Source organism: Pseudaminobacter soli (ex Zhang et al. 2022) (assembly GCF_014595955.1).
Lineage (GTDB): Bacteria > Pseudomonadota > Alphaproteobacteria > Rhizobiales > Rhizobiaceae > Kumtagia > Kumtagia pseudosoli.
Genome location: NZ_JABVCF010000011.1, coordinates 155,058 through 166,218, shown reverse-complemented (window position 1 = coordinate 166,218; position 11,161 = coordinate 155,058). Strand labels below are relative to the sequence as shown.

Annotated in this window: 10 protein-coding genes; 7 read left to right on the top strand and 3 right to left on the bottom strand. The window is 63.8% G+C overall.

The window, feature by feature from the left end; all coding sequences use genetic code 11:
• The first annotated feature begins 57 nt into the window (after nucleotides 1–57).
• From HUI96_RS20360 to HUI96_RS20350, 3 genes are all read left to right on the top strand, one after another.
• Nucleotides 58–246 (top strand): hypothetical protein, encoded by a 189-nt coding sequence (locus HUI96_RS20360; RefSeq protein ID WP_188256523.1) that lies wholly within the window; start codon nucleotides 58–60, stop codon nucleotides 244–246.
• A gap of 92 nt (nucleotides 247–338) precedes the next feature.
• A complete protein-coding gene (gene ypfJ / locus HUI96_RS20355; protein ID WP_188256522.1) occupies nucleotides 339–1,253 on the top strand; it encodes a KPN_02809 family neutral zinc metallopeptidase in 915 nt (304 codons plus the stop codon).
• Nucleotides 1,254–1,383: 130 nt separating this feature from the next.
• Complete coding sequence (locus HUI96_RS20350; protein ID WP_237684250.1) at nucleotides 1,384–2,994, top strand: pilus assembly protein TadG-related protein; 1,611 nt, start codon at nucleotides 1,384–1,386, stop codon at nucleotides 2,992–2,994.
• A 33-nt stretch (nucleotides 2,995–3,027) separates the two neighbouring features.
• Here the strand turns inward: HUI96_RS20350 and carA are convergent, their stop codons facing one another.
• Complete coding sequence (gene carA / locus HUI96_RS20345; RefSeq protein ID WP_188256521.1) at nucleotides 3,028–4,230, bottom strand: glutamine-hydrolyzing carbamoyl-phosphate synthase small subunit; 1,203 nt, start codon at nucleotides 4,228–4,230, stop codon at nucleotides 3,028–3,030.
• A 283-nt stretch (nucleotides 4,231–4,513) separates the two neighbouring features.
• On the opposite strand from carA, the gene HUI96_RS20340 reads away from it, so the two are divergent.
• The gene (locus HUI96_RS20340; protein ID WP_188256520.1) at nucleotides 4,514–4,963 is read left to right on the top strand and encodes a GatB/YqeY domain-containing protein; all 450 of its coding nucleotides are present in this window, start codon (nucleotides 4,514–4,516) and stop codon (nucleotides 4,961–4,963) included.
• A gap of 99 nt (nucleotides 4,964–5,062) precedes the next feature.
• On the opposite strand, the gene HUI96_RS20335 is transcribed toward HUI96_RS20340, so the two are convergent.
• Nucleotides 5,063–6,724, bottom strand: coding sequence for a Na/Pi cotransporter family protein (locus HUI96_RS20335; RefSeq protein ID WP_188256519.1), 1,662 nt, complete (start codon nucleotides 6,722–6,724; stop codon nucleotides 5,063–5,065).
• A gap of 303 nt (nucleotides 6,725–7,027) precedes the next feature.
• Here HUI96_RS20335 and HUI96_RS20330 point away from each other — a divergent pair, with 303 nt between their 5' ends.
• Nucleotides 7,028–7,366: an RcnB family protein gene (locus HUI96_RS20330; protein WP_188256518.1), complete on the top strand. Its 339-nt coding sequence runs from the start codon at nucleotides 7,028–7,030 to the stop codon at nucleotides 7,364–7,366.
• Between the two features lie 176 nt (nucleotides 7,367–7,542).
• On the opposite strand, the gene HUI96_RS20325 is transcribed toward HUI96_RS20330, so the two are convergent.
• Nucleotides 7,543–8,727 (bottom strand): MFS transporter, encoded by a 1,185-nt coding sequence (locus HUI96_RS20325; protein WP_188256517.1) that lies wholly within the window; start codon nucleotides 8,725–8,727, stop codon nucleotides 7,543–7,545.
• Here HUI96_RS20325 and HUI96_RS20320 point away from each other — a divergent pair.
• Both HUI96_RS20320 and dnaG read left to right on the top strand, forming a co-directional pair.
• Entirely contained in the window at nucleotides 8,726–8,965 is a 240-nt protein-coding gene (locus tag HUI96_RS20320; protein WP_188256516.1) for a hypothetical protein, read from the top strand. The two genes, HUI96_RS20325 and HUI96_RS20320, sit on opposite strands and share 2 nt — an antisense overlap.
• Entirely contained in the window at nucleotides 8,937–10,868 is a 1,932-nt protein-coding gene (gene dnaG / locus HUI96_RS20315; protein ID WP_188256515.1) for a DNA primase, read from the top strand. Before HUI96_RS20320 ends, dnaG begins: the two co-directional genes overlap by 29 nt.
• Nucleotides 10,869–11,161 lie beyond the last annotated feature (293 nt).

Genomic DNA, 11,161 nt, shown 5'->3' with positions numbered 1-11,161 from the left:
GCGGAACGTCCGCGCGCAAGGCGCGTTGATGCTGGCAACCCAGTAGGGAGGCGAGCCATGGGCACTGAACGGTCGCAAACAGCCGCAGGTAAGGAAGCGGCAGCGGGCCTACGGAAAAAAAGCGCGCGCGAGGAACGCAAGGTCGAGGCAGAGAAGGGCAGCGACCTGAAGAAGGGGGCTGAGCGCTTCGACGAGCGATCGCGAAGCTCGGACGGGACGAGCGCCGGAGAAAAGCAGCGCGACTGAACTCCGAACCCGGAACTTCAGATCCCGCACTTGTTGATTGGACGAAGCCGACAGCCGGAGTCATCGTCCGGGGCTAACATTGAGGAGCGACCATGCTTTGGAGGGGACGCCGGCAGAGCGATAACGTCGAGGACATGCGAGGCGGCGGCTTCGGCGGCGGAATGGGCGGCGGCCCGTTCGGCCGGCCGGGCGGCGGATTGCGCATCCCCATTGGCCGCGGCGGGCGCGGCGGCGGCCTCTCCGGCATCATTATCCTGATCGTTCTGTTTTTCGCCCTGCGGGCCTGCGGCATCGATCCGCTTGAGCTTCTCTCAGAAGGCGGCATGGCACCGCAGTCCAGCCAGACAACCCAGGGAAGCACCCATGCCCGGGATGAGATGACCCAATTCGTCAGCACCGTCCTCGCGGAGACGGAAGACGTCTGGGACGGCATCTTCCAGTCTGAAGGCCAGACGTATGAACATCCGAAGCTGGTTCTGTTTTCCGGCGGGATTTCATCCGCTTGCGGCTATGCGTCCTCCGCCGCCGGCCCGTTCTATTGCCCCGGCGACCACAAGGTGTATCTCGACACGGCGTTCTTCGATCAACTCGCTCGCCAGTTCGACGCGGCCGGCGACTTCGCCCAGGCCTACGTCGTCGCGCACGAGGTCGGCCATCACGTACAGAACCTCACGGGCATATTGCCGAAGTTCAACCAGATGCGGCAGTCCATGTCTGAAGGAGAAGCTAACCAGATGTCGGTTCGGGTTGAACTGCAGGCCGACTGCTTCGCCGGCATATGGGGTCACTATACCAATCAGAAGGGCATTCTGGAACGCGGCGACCTGGAGGAGGCGCTGAACGCAGCGGCGCAGATCGGCGACGATACTCTGCAGCGGCGCACCCAGGGCTATGTCGTGCCCGAAAGCTTCAATCACGGCACAAGCGCGCAGCGCCAAAAGTGGTTCAGAGCCGGGTTCGAAAGCGGCAAGCTCTCGGCGTGCGACACGTTCAACAACCCGATCTGATTAGCTCGATCCTAGGCAGTTCGGGAACGTTAACGACCCGCTTAGGACCGAGCTAAATTCTCGTTGTACTTCTTAGACGTACATTCAGTTCCGTTCGCTATCGTCTCACCCGGTGCAATGGGAGTGGGCGATGCGAACCACGTTTGTTCGTTTCCTGCGTAATCGCAACGGCAATTTCGCGATGATCACTGGCCTGGCGGCCCTGCCGCTGCTGCTCGGCGTGGGCATGGCCCTTGACGTCTCGCATGTGGCGAGAAAGCACAGCCAGTTGCAGCAGGCGGCGGATGCCGCAGTGCTCGCGGTGGCCAGAGAGGGCGACAAGCTGTCCGCTGACCGGGCTCACCAAATTGCCGAGCAGTTCCTCGCCTCCAACTACAATAACGCTGTGTCAGAGCTTCGGATTAGCCGCGACGGCACTAGGGTCAGCCTGGACGTGAACGCAGGCACCGCACTGGCGTTCGGCGGGCTCTTCGGCAAGGAGAAATGGCCCCTGGCGGTCTCGGCCTCGGCCGATGTCGCCTACGTCGACTACGAGATCGGCCTCGTGCTCGACACCACCGGGTCCATGAAGGGCGGGAAGTTGCAGGCCATGAAGGACGCCGTGGTCGGGCTGATTGATACCATGTCGGCGCAGGTCGATCAGCCAGAGAGGCTGAAATTCGCCATCGTCCCCTTCGCGACCTTCGTCAATGTCGGGCCGCAATACGGACCGAAGTTCGATAGCGCCGGTAAGCAGATCGCTGGCACCGGAGCCTCCTGGCTCGATCTCGAAGGCAAAGCCAACTTTCCGCAATCGGAGCTAGCCCCCGGCGCAAGCCGCTTCCAACTCTATGAGAACTTGGGCCAGAAATGGCGAGGCTGCGTCGAGACGCGCGGGATCGGCGCTAACCTAGACGTAAGCGACGCGGCAGCCGATCCGAACAATCCGCAGACCCTGTTCGTACCCGCATTCGGCATCGACGAGCCGGACAGTTATGCCAACAGCTACATCGTTTCGCCGGCCAAGCCGAACGACCCCTCGGTCGCGGCCAAGATTGCGCGCTTCAAGAAATATGGCGTCAAGACCGACTCCGCAGGCAACCCGCTGCTGGGCGGCTTGCTCGATCCCTTCTGGAGTATCCTCTCGGTGATCACCGATCCGCTCACCGGAAAGAAGTACATTCCGATCGATACGGCCGGCGGCAAGGGGCCTGGCCGGGGCTGCGACATGGACCCGATCACACCGCTTTCCAACAAGTACAACGACCTGAAGAAGAAGGTGAACGCGCTTCAGGCCAATGGCAACACCAACATCACCGAAGGCGTCGCCTGGGGCCTGCGCGTGCTTTCACCGGGCCAGCCCTTCACCGAGGGCAGGGATCGCTCGACCGGCGTTCAGAAGATCATGATCGTGCTCACGGATGGCGCGAACGTCTTCGGCAACAACGGCACCGGCCTGGGCTCAAGCTATTCCAGCTACGGCTACCTGGTGGACGGTCGTCTCGGGATCAGCGCCGGAGGACAATCGGCGACCAATACGCTCATGAACAGCCGGACGCTCGCCGCCTGCGACAAGGTCAAGGCCGAGGGCATCGAGGTTTACACGATCCGGCTGGAGGAGCCGGACGTGAAGACTGGAACGGTGCTCAAGGAGTGTGCCTCGGCGCCGGATCACTATTTCGACGTGCCTACGCGCACCATGCTCGACGAGGCGTTCGGCAAAATCCGTGACAAGATCGTGAAGCTGCGGATCTCTTCCTGACGGAGGGCATCGCCCCCCCTAAGGTGGGCCGGGTCAGCGCTCCGCCAGGGCCGGTTCTCCCTTCCGCTCCAGGATCAGGTTGACGAAGCGGCGGAAGAGATAGTGCGAATCCTGCGGCCCCGGCGAGGCTTCGGGATGGTGCTGCACCGAGAAGACCGGTCGGCCTGAAAGCGTCAGGCCACAATTGGTGCCGTCGAATAAGGAAATGTGGGTTTCCTGTACGCCGGCGGGCAACGTCGCCGCGTCGACGGCAAAGCCGTGGTTCATCGAGACGATCTCGACCTTGCCGGTGGTATGGTCCTTGACCGGATGGTTCGCGCCATGGTGGCCCTGGTGCATCTTCACGGTGGAGGCGCCGAGCGCCAGCGCCAGCATCTGGTGCCCGAGGCAGATGCCGAAGATCGGGATGTCGGTCTTGAGCAGATCCTTGATCACGGGCACCGCATACGCGCCCGTGGCCGCCGGATCGCCGGGACCGTTCGACAGGAAAACCCCGTCCGGCTTCAGCGCCAGTATGTCCTCGGCGCTGGTCTGGGCGGGAACGACGGTCACCTTTCCGCCGAGGCCGGAGATCAGCCGTAGGATGTTGCGCTTCACGCCATAGTCGATTGCCACGACGTGGAAGCGTGGCTCGGTCAGGGAGGAATAGCCCTCGTTCCAGGCCCACGGCATCTCGGTCCAGACGGACGACTGGCCGGACGTAACTTCCTTCGCGAGATCGAGCCCGATCAGGCCAGGCCAGGACTTCGCCTGCCGCTTCAGGTCGTCGATGTCGAAGCGGCCGTCCGCTGAATGCGCGATCACCGCGTTGGGGGCGCCCTTCTCCCGGATCAGCGCCGTCAGCGCGCGTGTATCGATGCCGCTTATCGCGATGATGCCGCGCCGCTTCAACCAGCGATCCAGATCGCCCGCGGCGCGATAGTTCGAGGGGTTGGTCACGTCTGCCTTGAAGACGGCGCCGACGGCGCCCGACCGCGCGGCAGGGTTGAGGTCCTCAATGTCCTCGTCATTGACACCGACGTTGCCGATATGGGGAAAGGTGAAAGTGACGATTTGCCCGGCATAGGATGGATCGGTCAGGATCTCCTCGTAGCCGGTGAGTGCGGTGTTGAAGCAGACTTCCGCGACCGCACTGCCGGTTGCACCCAGTCCCTTGCCACGGATGACGGTGCCGTCGGCCAGGACCAGGGCAGCAGTCAGCAGTTCGGTACCCCAGGGGGATGTCGAGGCGGTCATGGCGACTCCGTTGGCGATGGCAGGGCGCTTGTCCAGAAGCGGTCCGATGGCCATATAATGCAGCAGAACGCGGTTCGCGACGGTGTTCGCCGGAACCGTGGACGTTTTTTTTCGCACTCACTGCAAGGCACGCACAATAGGCGATGCCTCCCGACGGGTCAATCATCGCGACCTAGCGACCACCAATTTTTTCGCAAGCAAAATCAGAAGGTTGGTTGCGGGCCGGATTTGCTTCCGCCGTCGCGTGGCGCTATTGTCGATGGTCCGGAAAAGGAGAAATTCCATGCGCGTGGAGATCGCGGAGGCGCTGAAAGCGTCTCTGAAGGCTCAGGACAAGCGGCGGACGTCGACGTTGCGCCTCATCAATGCCGCCCTGCAGGATCGCGACATCGCCAATCGCGGCGCCGGCAAGGCCCCGGTGAGCGACGACGAGATCATGCAGGTCCTCGCCAAGATGGTCCGTCAGCGAGAGGAATCCGCCCATGCCTTCGAGCAGGGCGGCCGGCCCGAACTCGCCGAGCAGGAGCGCCAGGAGATCGTGATCATCCGCGAATTCCTGCCCAAACAGATGGACGAGGAGGCAACAAAGCGCGCCGTCCAGGAGGTGATCGAGGAGGTTGGAGCGGAGGGATTGCGCGACATGGGCCGTTGCATGGCCGTGCTGAAGGAGAGATTTCCGGGCAAAATGGATTTCGGCAAGGCGAGCGGCATCGTGAAGTCGATGCTTCAGTAACGCCAGCCCCCGACTCTCAGCTGAAGTGCCGTTCCAACCGGTGGGCTGGGCCGAGGAGGTCCAGTTCATTCAAGCCGGGAGAGGTTCTCTCGGTCCAGTCTAAACCGCCCGCAAGCGCGATCCGGTGAGCAGGCCAGCCTCCTCGAGAACCGGGTAGGCCATCGCGGCAAGCAGCGAGTTGATCTGCTTGAGGTCCCGGATCGTATCCAGGTGGATGGAACTGGTCTCCAGGCTCTTGGCCGTCCCTTCGCGCAGACGGTCGAAATGGCTCTGGCTCGACTGCTTTTCGAGCGTGCGCAGCCGATCCTTCTCCTGCACGAGTTGCCGCGCCGTCATGGCGTCGCGCGACACCACCACATTGAATGCAAGCCGCGCATTGATGAGCACGGCGTGGTGGAAAGCGACCAGTTCGCGCCAGCCTTCGTCCGTGAAAGTGAGTCCCCGGTCCAACTTCTTCTGCACATGCGCCAAAAGATTGCGCACAATGATGTCGCCTACCTGCTCAAGCCTGATGGAGGCGCCGAGAAGTTCTTGACAGCGCAAGGTCTCTGCTTCCGTGAGTGGATTTGCGGTAAGCTTGGCAAGATAGAGCTTGATGGCCGCATGCTTGCGGTCGACCCTGTCGTCGAGCGCCGCCAATTCGTCGATCTTCACCTGGTCGGCGTGCTCATAGAGTTCGATCACGCGCATGAGCATCAGTTCAACCGTTCCACAGACGCGCACGACCTCGCGTGTGGCATTTGCCAGCGCGATTGTCGGCATCGCGAGCGCCGCCTCGTCGAGCGCACTGACTTCCGCGCCCGCAAGCGTCCCCGCCTGTCGAGCCTCCCCCGTTCGCGTGAGGCTTTCCGCCAGCCTGCTCACCCAGTGGGCAAACGGCGCCCCAGCGATCACCAGAGCCACGTTGAACGCGATATGGAAATGGACCAGTTGGTCAACCGGTCCGGCGCCCAGCCAGCCGAGCGGCGGCTGAAGGAGCACGAGCACCGCCAGGCCGATCACCGCGCCCGCTGTGCGCATGATCAGGTTGCCGAGAGGCACGATCCGCGCGCGCGGCACCGAGCCTCGCGACAGCATCACCGCGATCACGCCGCCTCCAAGGTTGGCTCCCAGGATCAGGACCAGACCAAGCGGAATGGGCACGAGACCGCGCGCCGCCAGCGCGCAGACGAGGAGAATGGCGGCCACGCTGGAGTGGAACAGCCAGGTCATCACGGCCGCCAGCAGGAAGGCGGTGATCGGGTCGCCCGAGAGATAGTTGATGACGACCGGCAGGATCTCGCTTTCGCGCAGCGGCTCGGACGCCTGGCCGATCATGCGCAGAGACAAGAGCAACAGACCCACGCCGACGAGGATGTGCCCAAGCTGGCGCCATTCGCGTCGCTCGGTCGCCATGAACATGGACGTGCCCGCCAGCAGGCAGACCGGAACGAGCAGGCTAAGGTCGAAGGAAAGCAGCTTTACCACCAGCGACGAGCCGAGGTCTGCGCCCAGCACCGAGAGCAGGCCCGGGGTCGCGCCGACGATGCCGGCGCCGGTGAACGATCCGACCAGGATGCTGACGGCCGTGGCGCTTTGCAGGCAGATCGCGAGCAGCGCCCCTGCCCCGACCGCAAGGATCGGATTGCGCAGCACGGACCGCAGCCGGTGACGCAGCACGTCGCCATAGGCGCGTTCCACGCCAGTGCGCACCATGCGGGTGGCGAAAAGCAGCAGCGCGACCGCGCCCGCGAGGTTGAGGAGGACGACCGAGCCGCTCATTTCGCGCCTTCTTCCGAGCGACAGTTGCCGACGCGGCTTCTGGCCGCGCGGGGTCGCCCGAGAGTGCGGATCGTTTTCATAGTAGCCTCAGATTTATCTTAGCCGGATAAGTTTAGCGAGGGGTGATCTCCGCCCCCGTCTTTGGGACCATTTCTCCCGATCCTGCGATCCGACCTCTCATTCCGTAGCGTTAACATCCAGATCCAAGGATATGTAATCATTACAAATCCTTAATGCATGCGTTCATGTGCGGTTCACTTGGCGAGCCATACCAGGGTCACGTCAACAACGAAGGAGAACCCGGTGAAACGCATCGCAATCTCAGCACTGGCCCTTGCCCTGCTTGCCGGCCCCACTGCTCAAGCCATGGCCGCGCCCGTCCAGCACCGTGCCGGCGGCGATGTGGTCGCGCAATATCACGGATCCAGGCATCACGAGGCCAAGAGGCACCACCATCGCCATCAACGCTGGCACAAGGGTCACAGATATTCCGAATGGAAGCGGCACAAGCCGGTACGCAACTATCACCGCCACGGTTTGCGGCGGCCAGTTCCCGGCCATCACTGGATCAGAGTGGGCAACGACTATCTGCTCGTCGGCGCCGTGTCAGGCCTGATCGCCAGCATCGTTGTGGCCCGCTGAAACACCACCATTCCCTGCGGAATTCCGAAGGGGCGGCCCAAGGCCGCCCCTGATGCTCCATGCCTTGACGACGAGATCAGCTCTCAGCGGCGATATCGCCGACAGATCGTCTAGCCCGTACGCGTCGACACCAACGGACTTGCGATGGTGGGCAAGTGGCCACTCTGCTTGCGTCGCTATACTGCGCGAGCGGATGGAGGCGGCGTGGCGCCGCTGCGCCGCTCGGCCGTCCAGGACAGGGTCGCCACCACCAGAGCCAGCAGCATGGACGCCACGCCGAACAGGGGCAATTCGCGATAGCCCAGGCCAGCATTGAGCATGGCCGCTCCGAAGAAGGCGGCGAAGGCGATCCCGACATTGAAGCCCGCGGGAATAAGCGACGAGGCGAGGTTCGGCGCATCGGCGGTCCACGATAGGATACGGGTCTGGATCGGCGTGCCGATGGCAAAGTTGACGCAGCCCCACGCCGCCACCGCTACGATCATCGGTAGCGGATACGGTGCCACGACGTACATCAATGCCACAATCGCCACCTGCACAACCGTGATGACGATGAGCGAGGGCATCAGCTTCCAGTCCGCCAGCCTGCCGCCGATGAACACGCCGAGCGTGCAGCCAATGCCATTGATCAGAAGCACCCATGGGACGTGCATCGCGTCCAGTCCGGTCACCTCCTGCAGCAGCGGCGAGATGTAGGTGAACGGAACGAACTGGCAGATCATCAGCATCAGCATGAGGATCAGCGAGGTCCAGACCTGCTGGCGGCCGAGAACGCGAACCTCGCGGGCGAGGCTTGCCGGCCGTGTCGCCGCGCCCCCGGTACGCGGCAGGAGTAGGGCCATGGCGGCGAGGGAGACGAGGCCCAGCGCCAGCATGGCCCAGAACGTGGCGCGCCAGCCGAAGAACTGGCCGACGGCACTGCCGATAGGGACGCCGACGACGTTGGAAACGGTCAGGCCGGCGAGCACGACGGCGACTGCCATGCCACGCTGCCCGGGATTGACGATGCCTGTCGCCACGACCATGGCGATGCCGAAGTAGACGCCGTGCGCGACGGCTACGATGCAACGGACGACGAGCATGGAGACGAAGCCGGGTGCCAGCGCACAGGCCAACTGGCCGAGCGTGAAGACCACCAGAACTGCGAGCAGCAGCGTCTTGCGGGATACGCGCGCCGTAGCGATCGTCATCAGCGGGCCGCCGATGGCGATGCCCAACGCATAGCCTGAGACGAGAATGCCCGCGGTTGGAATGGAAATCTCGAGGCCTGCGGCGACGTCCGGCAGCACGCCTGCGATCACGAACTCCGTCGTGCCGAAGGCGAAGGCTGCAGCAAATAGGGCGATCAGGGGCAGCGGCATGGCGGAACCGGAAGTGCGCGAGGTTGGTGCTTTGTACGTGGCGTACAACCATGGACAACTCGTCGCGGCAATCCAGAAAGGCTGGAGGATCGTGCAGTTTTTCTCAATGGTTGCCGATCTGCGCCCCTGTGGATCGCGGGCATGGACGCAATGGCCGGTGGCGCACCGCGCTGCCGTGCCGTATCTGCAGCACAAGGGACCCCGATCCAATGCGCTTTCCGCCCAGCTTCCTCGATGAGATACGCGACCGCGTGCCGATTTCGGCTGTGGTGGGACAGCGCGTGACGTGGGATCGGCGCAAGACCAATGCCGCGAAGGGCGACTACTGGGCCTGCTGCCCCTTCCATGGAGAGAGGACGCCCTCCTTCCACTGCGAGGACCGCAAGGGCCGCTATCATTGTTTCGGCTGCGGGGTTTCGGGCGATCATTTCCGCTTCCTCACCGATCTCGGCGGCCTGTCCTTCCCTGAAGCGGTGGAGCGCCTGGCCGATATGGCCGGGCTGCCCTTGCCCGCGCGCGACGAGCGGGAAGAGGAGCGCGCGCGACAGCGCGCTAGCCTGCATGACGTCATGGAGATGGCTGCAGGTTTCTTCCAGCAGCAGCTGCAATCGGCGGCGGGCGCGAAGGCGCGCGCCTATCTGCGCGAGCGCGGTCTGGCGCCTGCGACCCAACAGAAATTCCGGATCGGCTACGCACCGGACAGCCGCAATGCCCTGAAGGAATATCTGGCAGGCAAAGGCGTCGCTCCCGACCAGATCGAGGCATGCGGCCTCGTCCGGCATGGCAACGATATCCCGGTCTCCTACGATTGGTTCCGCGACCGCATCATGTTCCCGATCGAGGATCGCAGGGAACGAGTGATCGCCTTCGGTGGCCGGGCGATGTCGCCCGAGGTCGCCGCCAAGTACATGAACTCGCCCGACACCGAGCTCTTCCACAAGGGCGAGGTGCTCTACAACCTGGCGCGAGCCCGCAAGTCGCTCGGCAAGGACCAGCCGGTAATCGCCGTCGAAGGCTACATGGACGTGATAGCCCTTTCGCAGGCGGGCTTCGACAATGTGGTGGCGCCGCTCGGCACGGCGCTGACCGAGAACCAGATGGAGCTCCTCTGGAAGATGACGCCGGAGCCGGTGCTCTGCTTTGACGGCGATGCGGCGGGCCTCAGAGCGGCCTGGCGCGCCGCCGACATGATCCTGCCAGCCGTTCAGCCCGGCCGGACGGCGCGTTTCGCACTCCTCCCCGAGGGCAAGGACCCCGACGACCTGGTGCGCGAGGAAGGAGCTGAGGCTTTTCGCGCCGTGCTTGCCGAGGCACGCCCGCTTTCCGACCTGCTCTGGATGCGCGAGACCACCGGCGCTGTCTTCGAGACCCCGGAGCGGCGTGCCGAACTGGAACGAAGTTTGCGCGAGCTCACCGCTCGCATCCGCGACGAGAGCGTGCGCTTCCACTACAGCCAGGATATGCGGGAGCGCGTACAGGCCTTTTTTGGCGTCTCGCGTGGAAGGCCCCCCGCTGCAGGGTCAGGAGGACCTGGCCAGCGCCGCAGCGGCCAGCGCGGCTCGACGCCCGGGCAGGCTGCGGGCCGGCTCGCTGTCTCGGATAGCCTGTCACGATCGGCGCTGGCGAGGCGGGCGGGCGGCGTTATGCCGCTGCGCGAAACCGCCATCATCGTGACGCTCATCAGCCATCCGTCGCTGATCGACGAGTACTTCGACCAGGTCGAGACGCTGGAGCTTACCAGCGCCGACCTCCGCCAGCTTCACGCAGCGCTGATCGACGCAGCCGCACATGGCGAGGCGAGCGACCGCGACCGGCTTCGCCAAGCCATCAAGACCGCGGGAATGGAGGAGATATTGGAGCGCGCGACCCTGATGGTTCGCGGCGCCCGCCTCTGGACGGCACTCGAGGACGCCGCAGTCGAGGATGCCCGCGAAGCGTTCGCACAGGCCCTGCACTTGCAGCGCAGCGCCCGCACCTTACATAGGGAGTTGAAGCTGGCCGAGACGGCGCTCGACGCCGAACCGACCGACGAAAACTACCGACACCTGATCGAGATTCAGGCGCAACTCCAGGACCTTCAGGCTACGGAGGCATTGATCGAGGGCTTCGGCGTCTCGTCCGGTCGCTCGGATCGGAGCTGAACGGACGCTCCCGCCCGCTTCAATTGATTCGCCAATTCACCGCGAATCATGCGACAGGCGGTTGACCTTCGGGTGTTTTGGCGGAATCAGGACGATTCGGGGACAGTGACCCGCAGGAACGTTCTCACCGACCAGTAAAGGACGGAAGCGAAGACTGGACGAGGCGTTAACCTCGCTCCACATATGTTAACCGACTGATCAAGTACCGCTGCGGGCGGCATCAGCGGTTTTTGCGGAATTTGCCGGCGGAAAGCAGGACAAGACGGCCGCAGGGCAAACCGCTCTCTCTGGAG

Bases quoted from the DNA above. Each gene is read 5' to 3' on its own strand.
- HUI96_RS20325 (WP_188256517.1), bottom strand. From the start codon at position 8,727: ATGCCGCTGCCCCTGATCGCCCTATTTGCTGCAGCCTTCGCCTTCGGC.
- HUI96_RS20340 (WP_188256520.1), top strand. From the start codon at position 4,514: ATGCGCGTGGAGATCGCGGAGGCGCTGAAAGCGTCTCTGAAGGCTCAG.
- dnaG (WP_188256515.1), top strand. From the start codon at position 8,937: ATGCGCTTTCCGCCCAGCTTCCTCGATGAGATACGCGACCGCGTGCCG.
- HUI96_RS20335 (WP_188256519.1), bottom strand. From the start codon at position 6,724: ATGAGCGGCTCGGTCGTCCTCCTCAACCTCGCGGGCGCGGTCGCGCTG.
- ypfJ (WP_188256522.1), top strand. From the start codon at position 339: ATGCTTTGGAGGGGACGCCGGCAGAGCGATAACGTCGAGGACATGCGA.
- HUI96_RS20350 (WP_237684250.1), top strand. From the start codon at position 1,384: ATGCGAACCACGTTTGTTCGTTTCCTGCGTAATCGCAACGGCAATTTC.
- HUI96_RS20360 (WP_188256523.1), top strand. From the start codon at position 58: ATGGGCACTGAACGGTCGCAAACAGCCGCAGGTAAGGAAGCGGCAGCG.
- carA (WP_188256521.1), bottom strand. From the start codon at position 4,230: ATGACCGCCTCGACATCCCCCTGGGGTACCGAACTGCTGACTGCTGCC.
- HUI96_RS20320 (WP_188256516.1), top strand. From the start codon at position 8,726: ATGGCGGAACCGGAAGTGCGCGAGGTTGGTGCTTTGTACGTGGCGTAC.